Here is a 13,516-nt window from a genome sequence, read left to right on the forward strand (position 1 = left end):
GGAGCGCACGATCCGGCGGATCGTGGAGGAAGGCCCGCCCGGGCAGTTGGACCAGGCGCTGTCGGGCTGGACCGCCGCGGTCGCGCCCGGGCCCGCGGACCCGGGCGGCCTGGTGGCGGTGGCCTTTGACGGGAAGGTGATGAAGGGCGCCCGTTCCCGCCCGCCACAGGGGTCGGTGCGCCAGGAGGCGGTCGTCGAGGCCGTCCGCCACGACACCGGGACCGCGCTCGGGCATCAACGGGTCGTGGCCGGCGACGAGATCGCCTCGGTACGGACGCTGGTCAACCGGGTGTGTGACCACAACACGCTGGTCACGACCGNCTGCCTGCACGCACACGAACCCTTGGCCCGGGCGTCCCGTTCGAGCGCTACGCCGACGACGCAGTGCTCCACTGCGCCAGCGAACGCCAGGCCCACCAGGTGCGCCAGGCGGTCGAGGACAGGATGGCCGAGGTCGGGCTGCGTCTGCACCCGACCAAGACCAGGATCGTGTACTGCAAGGACGCCAACCGGCGGCTCGGCCACGAGCACACCGCGTTCACGTTCCTCGGGTACACCTTCCGTGCCCGCGCGGCACGCGGCAGGAACGGCCGGCTCTTCGCCTCGTTCCAGCCCGCGATCAGCAGGCAGGCCCTGACCGCGCTCGGTAGGCAGGTCCGTCACTGGCGCCTACACCGCCGCAGCAACGTCACGCTCGCGGACCTCGCCCGGACGATCAACCCGATCGTCCGAGGTTGGATGGCGTACTACGGGGCGTTCTACCGCTCCGCGCTGTCCGTTCTCCTCACGCGCATCAACTCCTACCTGGTGCGTTGGATCCGCAAGAAGTACAAGCGGCTACGACCCATGAGAAAGGCGTCAGCCGCCTGGCAACGGGCAGTCACGGGCTCTCCGGGTCTGTTCGCGCACTGGCGGTGGGTTCCGACCTTCCGGTGACCAGGATGACAGGAGCCGTGTGACGGGAGACCGTCACGCACGGTTCTGCGAGAGCCGGGAGGTGAAACCCCTCCCGGCTACTCGACCCTGATAGCTCGCGTCCCCCGCCACGCAACGGATCAACCATGACGATGAGTATCTATGCGGGCACGTATAGTGAGATTCCACTCCATCTTTCCGATACCGGCTGGCCCAGAACCATAGCGATGAGGAGCGCCAGCGGATCCTTGGTCAGCAGCTCGTCGGCCTCGCCGATCTGGCTCAGGTGCAGTCCCACCACACCACCGTAGCCGACCGTGTTCGGGGACTGGCGACGCTGGTCAACTCGTCAGGCGGCTCCGTGTCCCTCACTACTGGACGCTACCGGTCCCTACGCGACGCCAGTTTGACCCCCCGCTGCACGGCCAGCTGACGAGCACCCAGGGATGGTACCGTATTTGGTACGACTGGACGCTCAGGGAGGTGCCGGCATGGTCGCGGCGATCAGTGCCAGCGAGGCGCGCAAGACACTGTTCCCACTTCTCGAACAGGTCAACGCCGATCACACACCGGTAGAGATCGTCTCGAAGAGGGGGAACGCGGTCCTGGTGAGCAAGGAGGACTGGGACGCGATCGTGGAGACCAACTACCTGCTGCGCACGCCTGCCAACGCCCGCCGGCTGATGGAGAGCGTCGAGCAGTGGCGTTCAGGCGGCGCGGTCGAGCGTTCCCCGGATCCTGACGGGTGAAGCTGACCTGGACCGACCATGCCTGGGACGACTACCTGTACTGGCAGAGCCAGGACCGCAAAACTCTCAAGCGCATCAACGCCCTGATCGCGGACATCAAACGCGATCCAGATGGGCAGGGCATCGGCAAACCGGAAGTGCTGCGCAACAACCTCGCCGGGCTGCGCTCCCGGCGAATCGACGACGAGCACCGCCTGATCTATGCGATTGAGCCCAGCCAGATCACAATCATCTCCTGCCGCTACCACTATCAGTAGTCGAGGCTGCCGTGAGCAGCTCTGAGCGACTGCGGCCGTAGTCCTGTTCGCTCCGGCAGCCGCAAGCCGGATCATAACCCCGGGTTCTCACTCTAACCGGCCTGCTCGCCCCGGTTCTCCCCCATCACGGGCCGGAACATCTGTCGCCTTGAACAGCGCGGCGAGGCGGTCTGGCGTCTACCGGTTCGGGATCGCATCGACCAGGTTGAAGACGATGCTCGGGTCGCGACCACCGAACAACAGCGAGATCACGACTGCCGCCATCGCCTCGAGGTGGTGAGCCTGCCGAAGATCGCCGACCGGGACAGGCTCGGTGCCCACGGGCACCGCCGTGACCAGTCAGAGCTCGGTTGCTCGGGTGACACGAGTCATTCCGCCGGGCTCGTTCTTTCCGGTGCCCGCTGCTCCAGCACCATCCCGATCAACAGCGCCAACGGATCGTTCGTCAGCAGCTCGTCCGCCTCGTCGATCTGGCTCAGGTGAAGTCCCACCCGAACACCGTAGCCGGCCTGGGAACGGCGGCCGTCGCACCGCCGGCCATATCGCCGTGTGGTTCGCGGTGTCCCGGCGCGCTTCGTAATCGCTGGCTGCGCTGTCAGCCAACACTGCACCAGCGGAGCTGGAGGCAGCGGTACGGGATGTACCGTGCCGCGCACGTCGTCCCCATACTCTGAATGCCGTCATCCAGCAGGCGGCGATGTCTCCGGAGGCGTGACGCTTGCCGCGGGCGGAGCCGCCGGGACGGGCGGGGCGGCTGGGCCCGTCGCCGCGGCAATGACGGCCTGCGGGTCCAGGATCACACCCTGAGCAGCCGCCTTGTAGCCGATCTAGAAAAAAGCCCCGCCAGTCCCGGAGGACGGCGGGGAGAAAGTGACTGACACGCTACCGACGCNGAGTCCTGGGCGTCAGTGGTCCCGGCAGGCCGCGTAGTCGGCCGGCAGCCTTGGTAGCCGAGAGGTACGGCAGGCCAGGTGGACGAGCTGGATCTCGTGGCCGTCTCGGCCGGGTAGGACCGAAGCCCGGCGCCGCGCGCCGCGGCCCTGCCCGCAATGGCGGGACGCGATGGCGGGACGCGATGGCGGGACGCGATGGCGGGACGCGATGGCGGGACGCGATGGCGGGAAAGGTGGGAACCGCGTCCTTGCCGCCATACTCGAGCCCTGCCAGCCTAATCCGCATGAGGCCGCGCAGCGTGGTCATCGTGCTTTACGACGACGTCCAGAGCCTGGATGTGACCGGCCCGCTGGAGGTGTTCGCCGGGGCGGACGCCGCCACGGAACGGCCAGGTGCGTACCGGATCATGACCGCCGGGCCTGGTGGCCACCCGGTGCGCACATGCAGTGGGTTGCGGCTGCTACCCGACGCCGACATCGACCACGTCGGACCAGCTCACACACTGCTGGTGCCCGGCGGGCCGGGTACGGCCGCCCCCGACCCGGAGCTGGTGCGCCGCATCGGCGAGTTGGCGGCCGAGGCCGATCGTGTGGTCTCCGTCTGCACCGGGGCCTTCCTGCTCGCCGAGGCCGGCCTGCTGGCCGGACGTCGCGCCACGACGCACTGGGCACATTGCGCTCGCTCGACGCTTCCCCGACATCCAGGTCGACGCCGAGCCGATCTACGTCCGAGACGGGAACATCGCCGCCTCGGCCGGCGTCACCGCAGGTATCGACCTGGCGTTGGCGCTGGTCGAAGAGGACCTCGGGCGGGACGTCGCGCTGCTGATAGCCCGGCACCTGGTGATGTTCCTGCGCAGGCCGGGTGGGCAGGCACAGCTCAGCGCGCAGCTCGCTGCTCAGGTCGCCGAACGGCCGCAGCTGCGCGAGGTCCAGCACTGGATCGACGAGCACCCCGAAGGCGATCTTTCCGTCGGTTCTCTCGCCCGCCGCGTGACGCTGTCACCCCGTCACTTCACCCGTGCCTTCGCCGCTGAGGTCGGAGTGACGCCGGGGCGGTACGTGGACGGGGTCCGGCTGGAGACGGCCCGCCGACGGCTGGAGGACACCGACGAGGGAATCGAGCAGATCGCCCGGTCGTGCGGATACGGCACCGCTGAGGCGATGCGGCGCGCCTTCGTTCGGGTCCTGGGTGTGCCGCCGATGGAATACCGCCGCCAGTTCCGACCTCATCCAAATCCAACCTCCGGAGGATACTGATGCAGATCGCGATCATGCTGTATGACCGTTTCACCGGCCTGGACGCCATCGGCCCGTACGAGATCCTCGCCCGCATTCCCGGGGCCGAGGTGATCTTCGCAGCCGCCCGGCCCGGCCCGGCCCGGGCCGGGCCGACACGGCCAGCCTGACCGTCGTCGCCGATGCCGCGCTCTCCGAGGTCACCGCCCCCGACGTGCTCCTGGTGCCAGGTGGTCCCGGAGCCGCCGACCTCCTGGCTGACCAGCCGACCCTCGACTGGCTGCGCGGCGTTGACGCGGCGGCCACCTGGACGGCCTCGGTCTGCTCCGGCTCGCTCCTGCTGGCCGCCGCGGGCCTGCTCACCGGTCGCCGCGCCACCTCACACTGGATCTGCCTTGATCATCTAACGACGTTCGGTGCCATCGCCACCGCCGAACGAGTCGTCATCGACGGGAAGTACGCCACCGCGGCCGGTGTCTCGGCCGGCATCGATCTCGCCCTGCACCTGACCGGACGCATGGTGGGCGACGACATCGCCGAATCCANCCAGCTCNTTGTCNAATACGANCCCCAACCGCCGTATGCGGCCGGCTCGATCGCCACCGCGCCCGCGGCTCGAGTCGCCGCCCTGCGCGCGAGCGGCCTCGCCGTCAGCGCCTGATCTGTACAGGTCGCTTCACTGACCACTGTTCACCGACACGGCCAACGTTCCACCTGCACGGCAGCGGACGTCCCGTCGGGCGCGAGGTGGAGGAGAAATACTGTTTCTCGCGGCCCGCGCCGTCGCGGGCGTGCTCGGGCTTCCCGCGCCCCCAAGGACCCGGAGGACGAGAATGACAAAGACGAGGACGAAAAGGAAGCTCCCGAAGACCGCGCACACATCCCGGCCCTGGCGAATTCACGACATCACGCCTGACTTCCGCATCGAGGACGTCTGGGCCCTGCCCACACCAGGCACCGCGCAGGACTTCCCGAGGCTGGTGCGGCTGATCGCCGAGGGCGACACGGGGGACAACCCGTCATGGGTCGCCCGGCTGCTGTTCAGGATCCGCTGGCGCCTCGGAGCCTGGCTCGGCTGGGACGATCCCGACTCGGGTATCGCCATCCGGGTGCCGACGCTGCGTGAACGCCTACCAGCCGACCTGCGCGACGCACCAGCCGGACCCGCGTTCGAGACCCTCCCGTTCCGGTCAGTCTTTCTGACGGACAACGAATGGGCCGCGGAGATAGTCAACCGCACGGTTCACGGAGTGCTGCACGTCGGCTGGATCCCGGACGACGACGCCGGCCGTCAGCCGGCTGGCCACCGAGGCCAGATGACCNNGCTGGTGAAACCGAACGGCCTGCTCGGACGGGTCTACANGGCGGCGANCNCGCCGTTTCGCCTGCTGATCGTCTNCCCGCCGCTGCTGCGAGGCATCGGAAAGGACTGGCACGAGAGCACCCCCCGCAACCCGCCCGCAGACGCCTGAAGGACGCTCTCCACTCCATCTTTCCGATACCCGCTGTCCAGCACCATCCCGATCAGCAGCGCCAACGGCTCGTTCGTCAGCAACTCGTCAGCTTCGTCGATCTGGCTCAGGTGCAGTCCCACAGGTCAACGGTAGCCGACCGCTTCACGGCGGCAACCGCGACGCCGGTCAGATCGCGGGGATGGCTGCGAGCTCACCGTCGAGTCGTCGCCCCTGACGATCCGCCGCTGTGATGGCCCATCCCACGCGACGGCAACCCGCCCCTCCCCGAGCAGCGGCGGAGGCCCCCGGTCATGGTGAACGTCAACGATCTCGCGATCAGCAGCCCGCGCCCGGAGGTCAACTGCGCACGTGCAGCCCGAAACCCGTGCGGCCCGCGGGCTCCAGTCCCTTCTTCAGGTGCAGCGAGGGGATCTCGTAGTCACCGAAGTTCTGTGGTCGGAACGCGATCGGCTCGGTCGACTCCAGGGTGAGCAGGCGCTGCTCCCAGGCTTTGGCGACGTTCGGGTAGTCCTCGCCGGTCATCTGGTCGGTGCCGTACAGCACGAACGGCGGCAGTACCTCGATGCCCGGGTAGTAGAGGATGCCGTGGTGGATCGGGAACAGAAGATCGTCGATGGGGCCGTTGATCCCGCGCGCGGCGTAGTGCGCCTCGGGCCCGCCGGCGGTCACCGACAGCAGGGCCTTCCTTCCCGCGAGGGTGCCTTCGCCGAAGCGCTCGCCGTATTTGGTGTCGCTGTGCTCGCCGACGCCGTACGCGAAGTGGAAGGTGAACACCCGGTCCACCCAGCCTTTGAGGATCGCGGGCATCGTGTACCACCACAGCGGGAACTGGAAGATGATCGTGTCCGCCCACCACAGTTTCTCCTGCTCGGCGAGGACATCCGGAGTGAGCGTCCCGGCGTCGAAGGCCCGGCCCGAGTCCAGAGCGACCTTCAGCGGGCGTGAGGCGTCGGGACCGTAGTCCGCGGCGTCCACGACCGCCTTCCAGTTCATCGCGTACAGATCGCTCACCCGTACCTCGTGCCCGGCGGTCGCCAAGGTGGACACTGCGAGGTCCTTCAACGAGCCGTCGAGTGACTTCGGCTCCGGATGCGCGTAGACGATCAGCGTCTTCATGGGAACTCCTCGGATCGGGTGCCTCCGATCCTTGGTGCCGCGGCGTCCGGCGTTCAGGGGCGCCCATTCCAGCCGCCGAGTCGAGGGACTGCGCCGCGAAGAGGTCGCGCACCTGCCCGGAGTCAGCGTCGACTACTACGTACGCCTGGAGCAGGGCCGCGCGACCCAGCCCTCCGAGCAGGTCCTCGACGCGCTCGCCCGCGTCCTCGGCCTCGACGAGACCGAACGCGGGCACCTCTACCGACTCGCCCGGCAGCGCCGCCGGCGCGCCAAGGCGCCGGGCGGGCGGATCCGGCCGGAGCTGGCGCGCGTCCTCGACCTGGTCCCCGACACACCCGAACTGATCATGAACCACCAGCTGGACGTGCTCGCGGGGAATCGCCTCGCCGGGCTCCTCTACCGCCGGCCGATGCCCGGCCTGAACACCGCCCGGCACATCTTCCTTGAGGAGGCCGAGCGCGGCCTCTACGCGGACTGGGAGAACTGCACCCTCGACGTCGTCGGGCACCTGCGCCTGGCCGCCGGCAAGTACCCCGAGGACTCCCGCCTGGCCTCGCTCATCGGCGAGCTGGCGATGGGCAGTGAGCGCTTCCGCCGCCTCTGGGCGCGCGCGGACGTGCGCGCCCGCATGCATGGGCGCAAGGCGTACCGGCACCCGCTGGTGGGAACGCTGGAACTGCACCAGGAGAACGTCGCGCTACCGGACGAATCGGGCATGGAACTGCTGGTGCTGTCCGCGGTCCCTGGCTTCACCGCCGCCCGGCGTAAAGCCGGCACCACCGGTCGGGTGATCTGGTTCGGGCAGGTCAGCGCGCAGTCCATCACCGTCGACTTCTTCGACTGGATCGATGGGACCGTCGGCGCGCCGATCGAACAGTTCCACTACGCCGGGACGCCTGCCGAGGACGCCGCGGACCTGCGAACCCTGGTACGGCTCATCCGCCGGGGACACCTGCATCCCGAGATCGGCGTCGTCGAGCCCTGGACACGGACGCCGAATGTCATCGAGGACCTGCGGGCGCGGCGCATCCGACGAAACGCGGTCCTCACCGTCGCCTGACATCGCCCCAGCGCGCAACCCCGTCGCACCATCCCGTTCAAGGAGGCAGTGACCGTGTCCTGGTTTGTCGACGNCGCCGACGTCGCCGCGATTGTTACGCTCTGTCGTTCCCGCGCGATCGGAGCGGGCGTCGACCCGCGGGTCCGCGCCGTCGCAACGGTCAGCGGCCCCTATCCAATGCCGACCTGGGAGACGCTGCCGCAGTTCGCCACCGACACGCTGACGATCCGCTGCGGCGGCGCGGACGAGGCACAGCGGGTCGCCGCCGCTCTCGCGTACCCGGATCTGCCGGCATCCGTCCACCAGCCCCTGCTCGTCGTAGCTGGCGGAGCGGACACGTTGCCGACGCCGGACCAGGCCCGCCATGTGGCGGCCACCGCGCCCAGGAGAGAACTGCTGCTCGTGGCAGGCGGCGACCACCTGCTCGGAAACAGACGATGGGCCTGGTTGAACCGCACCGCCGACTGGCTGGCCGACCAGGCAACACCCTCAGGCCGCTGACCGGTCAGCAAACGATAATGACCTTTACTCCGACCGCGTCATAGGTTCCACGTGCCACGTGCGCGTGCATCCCTCGTCGCGAGGGCCAGGTCATGTTCCTTGACGGCCAGAGCCACCAGCCCATCGTANACGGCGCCCCCAGCGATGCCAAGGCGGCTCAACGTCGTGTGAACCTTCTGGGCGTGTGAGCCGCTCAGAGCACACGGTGCCGTAAACCGCGCGTCGAGCAGGCGCGCGGCATCCGGCCCCGACAGTCTTGCGTCGCCCGGCAGTCTGGTGAGCACCGAGTAGGTCTCCGCCAAAGCATGCCCACTCAGCGTGAGCTCCCGCCCGTCCCACCATCGCACCACGTCCACGTGATGCGTATGCGAGCGCACCACGAGGGGAACCGCGACACTCGTGTCGACCGCGGTAGTCATCTGCGACCCGCGTCGATGAGGCCGAACAGGATCTCGTCATCAACAACCGTGTCGCCGGCCGCCACGAGCACGCCGTTCTCCTCCACGAGGCGCGCGGTCCTGCCGGCTGGCACGACCTGCACACCAGCGCCGTACGGCGAGATGTCCACCTTCGTACCCGGGAGCAGGCCCAGCGCGTCGCGGATGAACTTGGGCAGCACGATCCGACCTGCTTGATCGACGACAGCTTCCATGGGAAGGCGATACCAGTTCGATCCCATCACCATGCCTCGCAAGCCGCCGGTCCGCTGGTCGGGCAACCGTGCGGTCGACGTCGTCCCGGCCCGTGGGCCTCCTCCGCCGCACCCCGCGAAAACCATTTGAGTGATCGTCCCAAGTCGACGACGATCTGAGGCCGAGGTGATGGCCGCGGTGTCGACGCTGACCGACGAAGAGGTCCAGACATTCATCGACGAGGGCTTCGTACACGTCCGACGGGCGTTCCCGAGGGCCCTGGCAGACGCATGCCGTTCGATCCTGTGGCGCATGACCGGACTCGATCCCGCCGACCCGGCGAGCTGGACCCGTCCCGTCATCCGGATCGACGGAAGCGGAGAGGAGCCCTTCCGGCAGGCCGCCAACACACCACGGCTGCGCGCCGCGCTCGATCAGCTGGTCGGACCCGGTCGGTGGCGGCCACGCACCGGTCTGGGCACGTTCCCCATCCGCTTCCCGCACCCCGACGACCCCGGTGACGCCGGCTGGCACATGGACGGCTCCTACCTGCCGGACGGCGAAACGTGGTTCTGGCTGAACATCAGATCCCGCGGCCGAGCTCTGCTGATGCTGTTCCTGTTCTCCGACGTCGGCCCCGACGACGCACCAACCCGCATCAAGGCCGGATCACACCTCGACGTGCCGCCGTTTCTGGCACCNGCGGGCGAACGCGGCCGCAACGGACTGGAGCTGTGCGGACAGCTGGACGAGGCAGGCAAGCTCGACAGCCCCGACCGCCCGTTGGTCCTCGCGACCGGGCAGGCCGGCGACGTCTACCTCTGCCACCCGTTCCTCATCCACGCCGCGCAACGACACCGCGGGTCCGTTCCACGCTTCCTCGCCCAGCCGCCGCTGGACCCGGAGGGCCCCCTCGACCTGAATCGCGCCGANGACTCCTACTCCCCGGTCGAACTCGCCGTCCGCCAAGGGCTGGGTGCTGCCGAATAGGGTCCCAGACACTCGGAGTCGCCCCTCGGGTAGGTCGTCCCAGGCCAGGCGACGCCACGCCGGCCGATGTCGTCATCGCGGGCGACTCCGCCGGGCGGAGGCCTCGTTCTCAGCCTGCTGCACCGGCTACGTGATCACGGTGACAAGCTACCAGCTGCGGGGGTGCTCATCTCTCCCCTACTCGATCTCACCGGGTCCGGCGCCTCGTTCCAGGAGCGGGCCGATCAGGATCCAATCTTCAGCCCCGACCTCATCCGCGGCGTCGCGGAGACCTATCTGGGCGGCGCCGNCCCCCGCGANCCCGCGGCGTCGCCGCTCTTCGCCTCCCAAGCGTGCCTCCCGCCACTGCTCATACAGACCGGGGGCGCCGAGATACTCCTCAGCGACTCCGAGCGTCTCGCCGCCGCGACCGCGGCCGGTACCGATGTCGTCCTGGACGTCGCCGACGAACTGCCTCACGTGTACCACGGCGCCGTTGACACCCCCGAGTCCATTGCCGCCGTCAGGCAGATCGCCGAGTTCGTTCACCGCGCGGACGAGCATCGTGGGGGCAGACCGTCTTCCACGGCCTGATCGCCCGATCAGTCGGGTCGCGTCTCTTCCGGTGCTGACGACGCGCCGCAAGTCGCGCACCCATGGTCGATCGGGAGAGAGTCGAGGCCCGAAAACGAGTCGATGACAACGACATCGCTGAACATCCCACCCTTCCCGCACCGGCCCGGCATGCACCATCTCGACTTCCGGGTGAAGCTCGTCGGCCACGATCCACGATGGCGGCAGTTCCTGCGGGATCCATGGCTGGACTACGACGCAGTCCGAGATGCGCTGATACCAGCGTCGGCGTACCACGACACGACTACGGTGCCCGGTGCGGGCTCGGCAGTGGCCACCGCGGCCGGCGGTCAACTCGCCGTGTAGTCGGTGTAGTCCCGACAGGCTCCGTAGTCGTCGGCGTCGAGGTAGTGGCACCACGGAAGCTGCGAGTCGGGAAAGCGAAGTCGGCTCGTGCCTTCCAGCTCGCGACCTCCACATGAGCACCAAGATCGCGGACGGGCTCAAGCGCGGGCACGAGGTCCGTGTCGCGGCTGAACAGGACACCGACGTCGTACGCGCCCTCGCAGGCAAGGCGCACGAAATCCACGGCGAATGCGACGTCGATACCTTTTTCCTGCGCGGGCTCGGCCGGCCATGCCTTCGGGTAGCGGAGCTGCCGGCGGACAACGACCACCCGAGGATCACGGGTCCAGCGGTCGGCCTGCCGGTCACTGGCCCTCGCGGCCTCCGGCTGGTGATCGGGGCTGGGACGGCCGCGGTAGACACGGACTGCCGCGAGCTCACCGCCGAGCGGTCGACCATTGACGATCCGCCGCGCCACGCGCACGGAATCAACATGACCATGCTGGCCAGGTGTGCCGGAGGGCAGGAACCTGCTGCGGCAGCAACAACGCGCGGCCATCCGCCTCGGCTCGATGAGCCAACACCCGCGCGGCCTGGTCGAGTCAGGTCAGGTAGATCCGAAACCCGGCGGCGGAATGGGTGAAGCCGACCGCCGCGTAGAAGGCGTGGACTTCCGACCGGTCGTTGCGGGACAGAAGCTGAACCTTGTAGCAGTTGGCGGCGCGAGCGGTATCGAGAACGTGGGTAATAAGCGTCTCGCCGACGCCGCGGGGCGGGTCTGGGCGTCGACGACCATGTTTTCGACGATCGCCCACGGCCGGCTGCCGTGCGTCAGGTTAGCGATGATCACTAGATCGGCGGGCAGCGCGGGCCGGATGCAGAGGCTGCTCATGACACCGATCGTGCAGCCGGCTCGCCGCACCGATCAAGGCCGCTGCTCGGCCGCTCGCAACGACGGAACGTCAGCCCAGAATCGCGAGGAGCGTCTCAGATCGGTTCGACGACGATGTCAGCGCGGTCAAGTGTGGCGGTGTAGGCGCCTATGTCGTCTGGGTCGCTGGTGAGGATCTGGGCCGGACCGTGAAGAGCAGCCGCGATGACGACCAGGGCGTCGATGACGTCCGGCCGCTTCTTCGGGGGAAGACTGGCCTCGGCGAGCATGGCCCCCGCCCGTTTGTACGAGTCGAGGGTGAAGGTTCTCGCGCAGGCGACGCAGCCGGCGGTGCTCGACATGCCGCGCATAGGGGAAGCGCTCTCCCGAGTCTGGGGCACGGTGCAGTCCTTCAGGTACTGGCTGAAGGCATGTACCGTCTTCGGGTCCGGTCGCCACGCCTGGGCAAGGACCGGTCCGATGACGACCGGCCGGTGCGGAGCCGCGCGTAAGCCGTGGTGGAGCAGCCGCGCCGCCGAGCTGTCTCGCAGGAGCGCCACGAGCATCCCGGCGTCATAGACGACAGTACGCGCGATCATGCGACGCTCGCGGCGTCCGATCCAAGCGCGCTGTTCAGGACCCGGCGGACGAGCGCCTGCTCGTCCAGGGTCAGGGCGTCGAACGAAGGNAGGTCCGTCTCAGGGACGCCGCCAGCCTGCTCAAGGGCTGCCTGGTTGCGCGCGTNGAGTGCCGCGAAGGTCGCCGTAGCGGCATCGTCGCGCGCCATCTGCGCGACGGCCGCCGCGATCATGTAAGCGGACACATCCATGCCTGCCGCCTCGGCGTGCATCCTGACCGCGGCCTGGACGTCCGAGGACGTCGAGATCGTGAACCGAATGTTTGGCATGCCGGTATCGTAACACAGCGTATTACGCTGTCGTAGTGATCAGGCCACGGGCCGCGATCAGCCAACGACCGGCGCCCGGGCTGAAGCAGGCGGCCGGCTCTGGGCTCCGCCTACCGGTCGTTCCTTGTTTGTCCGATTTGCCGATCAAGGACCATCCCCACCAGGAGCGCCAACGCATCGGACGTGATGAGGGCGTCCGCCTCTGGATCGCCGGACAGGTGCAGGCCCATGCCCGTCAGGGTATCCACGACGAATACCCCGCCGGACTGGTGCGTCCGGCGGGGTGGGGCGTCAGGGACGCCAGACCACTTCCACCCGTTCGGGGTCGAAGCGGTTCGTTGGGCCGTCAGCCGCCTTCAGTACGACGGCCTCGATGACGGTACTAATGATCTCCCAGCGCTGCTCCAGCTCCAAAGAGGGCCAGCCCTCGGCCAGGTTCGTGACCTTGGGGCCGGTGTGGGCGCGTAGCCACTCGGCCTGCTCCGCCCTCAGGTGCAGGATGGATTGCTCCTGCTCGCGCACACGGGGGAAGACGTACGGGCCGGGCAGCTCGTCCCGGTCATAGGCACCCATGAGTTTCGCGATCTTGGCCTCCGCCTTGGCCAACTCGCCCGCCCTTGGCCACCTGCCCACCTCGGCCTCGACGTCGCGGCCTGCCAGGTAGGCCAGGACCAGCTCGGAGACAAGGTCATCAACATGGCGGCCTGTGACGCCGACCTTGCCGCNCCCGCCCGCGGTGACGGCCTTGCAGGCGTAGTGGTGCTTGCCCCACCGCCGGTCGTAGCCGCCCATCAGGTGGCGGCCGCGGAACCCGCAGCAGATGATCCCGGACAGCAGATACTTCCGTCCGCCGATGTGGACGTGCTTGGAAACCCGGCTGGGGTCGCGGAGCTTCGCCACCACCGCCTCCCAGACATCCAGGTCCAGGATGGGCTGCTGCTGGCCCTTGACCGGCTGGCCGTCCGCGTCCACCACGTAGCGCTTCTCCAGCGGGACGGAGGTCGGGCCGTACAC

17 protein-coding genes and 6 pseudogenes are annotated in these 13,516 nt (G+C 68.6%); 10 read left to right on the forward strand and 13 right to left on the reverse strand.

Annotated elements, in window-relative coordinates; translation table 11 throughout:
• Positions 1-216 (reverse strand): hypothetical protein (locus CED_RS25605; protein WP_235187193.1); only part of this gene is annotated, 216 nt, incomplete at its 3' end.
• A gap of 168 nt (positions 217-384) precedes the next feature.
• On the opposite strand from CED_RS25605, the gene CED_RS19960 reads away from it, so the two are divergent.
• A complete protein-coding gene (locus tag CED_RS19960; protein ID WP_011436952.1) occupies positions 385-936 on the forward strand; it encodes a group II intron maturase-specific domain-containing protein in 552 nt (183 codons plus the stop codon).
• A gap of 139 nt (positions 937-1,075) precedes the next feature.
• On the opposite strand, the gene CED_RS24860 is transcribed toward CED_RS19960, so the two are convergent.
• The gene (locus CED_RS24860) at positions 1,076-1,213 is read right to left on the reverse strand and encodes a hypothetical protein (RefSeq protein ID WP_023842113.1); all 138 of its coding nucleotides are present in this window, start codon (positions 1,211-1,213) and stop codon (positions 1,076-1,078) included.
• 193 nt (positions 1,214-1,406) lie between these two features.
• Here CED_RS24860 and CED_RS19965 point away from each other — a divergent pair, with 193 nt between their 5' ends.
• Both CED_RS19965 and CED_RS19970 read left to right on the forward strand, forming a co-directional pair.
• The gene (locus CED_RS19965; protein WP_011436953.1) at positions 1,407-1,664 is read left to right on the forward strand and encodes a type II toxin-antitoxin system Phd/YefM family antitoxin; all 258 of its coding nucleotides are present in this window, start codon (positions 1,407-1,409) and stop codon (positions 1,662-1,664) included.
• Positions 1,661-1,921 carry a Txe/YoeB family addiction module toxin gene (locus tag CED_RS19970; RefSeq protein ID WP_011436954.1) on the forward strand — a complete coding sequence of 87 codons (261 nt, stop codon included), beginning with the start codon at positions 1,661-1,663 and terminating at the stop codon, positions 1,919-1,921. The genes CED_RS19965 and CED_RS19970 overlap by 4 nt, the downstream gene beginning before the upstream one ends.
• Before the next feature lie 177 nt (positions 1,922-2,098).
• On the opposite strand, the gene CED_RS24485 is transcribed toward CED_RS19970, so the two are convergent.
• Together CED_RS24485 and CED_RS25610 are read right to left on the reverse strand one after the other, a co-directional pair.
• On the reverse strand, positions 2,099-2,242 hold the full coding sequence (locus tag CED_RS24485) for a hypothetical protein (protein WP_023842114.1): 144 nt from the start codon (positions 2,240-2,242) through the stop codon (positions 2,099-2,101).
• A gap of 71 nt (positions 2,243-2,313) precedes the next feature.
• Positions 2,314-2,412 (reverse strand): annotated as a pseudogene (locus CED_RS25610) (Fe-S cluster assembly protein HesB); the annotation flags it as partial.
• Positions 2,413-3,098: 686 nt separating this feature from the next.
• On the opposite strand from CED_RS25610, the pseudogene CED_RS25615 reads away from it, so the two are divergent.
• The 3 genes and pseudogenes from CED_RS25615 to CED_RS19985 all read left to right on the forward strand — a co-directional run bounded on the left by CED_RS25615 (position 3,099) and on the right by CED_RS19985 (position 5,525).
• Positions 3,099-4,074, forward strand: a pseudogene (locus CED_RS25615) (GlxA family transcriptional regulator).
• A pseudogene (locus CED_RS19980) lies at positions 4,074-4,714 on the forward strand (DJ-1/PfpI family protein). The pseudogenes CED_RS25615 and CED_RS19980 overlap by 1 nt, the downstream one beginning before the upstream one ends.
• A 172-nt stretch (positions 4,715-4,886) precedes the next feature.
• Positions 4,887-5,525, forward strand: a complete 639-nt coding sequence (locus CED_RS19985) for a DUF2867 domain-containing protein (RefSeq protein ID WP_035913251.1) — start codon at positions 4,887-4,889, stop codon at positions 5,523-5,525.
• 35 nt (positions 5,526-5,560) lie between these two features.
• On the opposite strand, the pseudogene CED_RS26415 reads toward CED_RS19985, so the two are convergent.
• Both CED_RS26415 and CED_RS19990 read right to left on the reverse strand, forming a co-directional pair.
• Positions 5,561-5,647, reverse strand: a pseudogene (locus CED_RS26415) (Fe-S cluster assembly protein HesB); the annotation flags it as partial.
• Between the two features lie 217 nt (positions 5,648-5,864).
• On the reverse strand, positions 5,865-6,644 hold the full coding sequence (locus CED_RS19990) for an NAD(P)H-dependent oxidoreductase (protein WP_035913253.1): 780 nt from the start codon (positions 6,642-6,644) through the stop codon (positions 5,865-5,867).
• Between the two features lie 67 nt (positions 6,645-6,711).
• Here CED_RS19990 and CED_RS25625 point away from each other — a divergent pair.
• Positions 6,712-7,401 (forward strand): annotated as a pseudogene (locus CED_RS25625) (helix-turn-helix transcriptional regulator); the annotation flags it as partial.
• Positions 7,402-8,243: 842 nt separating this feature from the next.
• Here CED_RS25625 and CED_RS20005 read toward each other — a convergent pair.
• Both CED_RS20005 and CED_RS20010 read right to left on the reverse strand, forming a co-directional pair.
• A complete protein-coding gene (locus CED_RS20005) occupies positions 8,244-8,624 on the reverse strand; it encodes a PIN domain-containing protein (protein ID WP_023842118.1) in 381 nt (126 codons plus the stop codon).
• Positions 8,621-8,857, reverse strand: a complete 237-nt coding sequence (locus CED_RS20010) for an AbrB/MazE/SpoVT family DNA-binding domain-containing protein (protein WP_035734508.1) — start codon at positions 8,855-8,857, stop codon at positions 8,621-8,623. The genes CED_RS20005 and CED_RS20010 overlap by 4 nt, the downstream gene beginning before the upstream one ends.
• 169 nt (positions 8,858-9,026) lie before the next feature.
• Between CED_RS20010 and CED_RS20015 the strand changes: the two genes are divergently transcribed.
• The 3 genes from CED_RS20015 to CED_RS20025 all read left to right on the forward strand — a co-directional run bounded on the left by CED_RS20015 (position 9,027) and on the right by CED_RS20025 (position 10,745).
• Entirely contained in the window at positions 9,027-9,827 is an 801-nt protein-coding gene (locus CED_RS20015; RefSeq protein ID WP_035913256.1) for a phytanoyl-CoA dioxygenase family protein, read from the forward strand.
• 66 nt (positions 9,828-9,893) lie between these two features.
• Positions 9,894-10,400, forward strand: a complete 507-nt coding sequence (locus CED_RS20020; protein WP_084680880.1) for an alpha/beta hydrolase fold domain-containing protein — start codon at positions 9,894-9,896, stop codon at positions 10,398-10,400.
• Between the two features lie 102 nt (positions 10,401-10,502).
• A complete protein-coding gene (locus CED_RS20025) occupies positions 10,503-10,745 on the forward strand; it encodes a hypothetical protein (RefSeq protein ID WP_023842121.1) in 243 nt (80 codons plus the stop codon).
• Here the strand turns inward: CED_RS20025 and CED_RS23130 are convergent.
• The 5 genes and pseudogenes from CED_RS23130 to CED_RS20045 form a co-directional block, all read right to left on the reverse strand.
• The gene (locus tag CED_RS23130) at positions 10,684-11,283 is read right to left on the reverse strand and encodes an NYN domain-containing protein (RefSeq protein ID WP_011436965.1); all 600 of its coding nucleotides are present in this window, start codon (positions 11,281-11,283) and stop codon (positions 10,684-10,686) included. The two genes, CED_RS20025 and CED_RS23130, sit on opposite strands and share 62 nt — an antisense overlap.
• A 43-nt stretch (positions 11,284-11,326) precedes the next feature.
• On the reverse strand, positions 11,327-11,539 hold the full coding sequence (locus CED_RS20030) for a GNAT family N-acetyltransferase (RefSeq protein WP_049760921.1): 213 nt from the start codon (positions 11,537-11,539) through the stop codon (positions 11,327-11,329).
• Positions 11,540-11,711: 172 nt separating this feature from the next.
• A complete protein-coding gene (locus tag CED_RS20035; protein ID WP_011436966.1) occupies positions 11,712-12,194 on the reverse strand; it encodes a hypothetical protein in 483 nt (160 codons plus the stop codon).
• The gene (locus tag CED_RS20040) at positions 12,191-12,502 is read right to left on the reverse strand and encodes a hypothetical protein (protein WP_084680881.1); all 312 of its coding nucleotides are present in this window, start codon (positions 12,500-12,502) and stop codon (positions 12,191-12,193) included. Before CED_RS20040 ends, CED_RS20035 begins: the two co-directional genes overlap by 4 nt.
• 291 nt (positions 12,503-12,793) lie before the next feature.
• Positions 12,794-13,516: pseudogene (locus CED_RS20045) on the reverse strand (recombinase family protein); the annotation flags it as partial.

Source organism: Frankia sp. CeD (assembly GCF_000732115.1).
Classification (GTDB): Bacteria; Actinomycetota; Actinomycetes; order Frankiales; family Frankiaceae; genus Frankia; species Frankia casuarinae.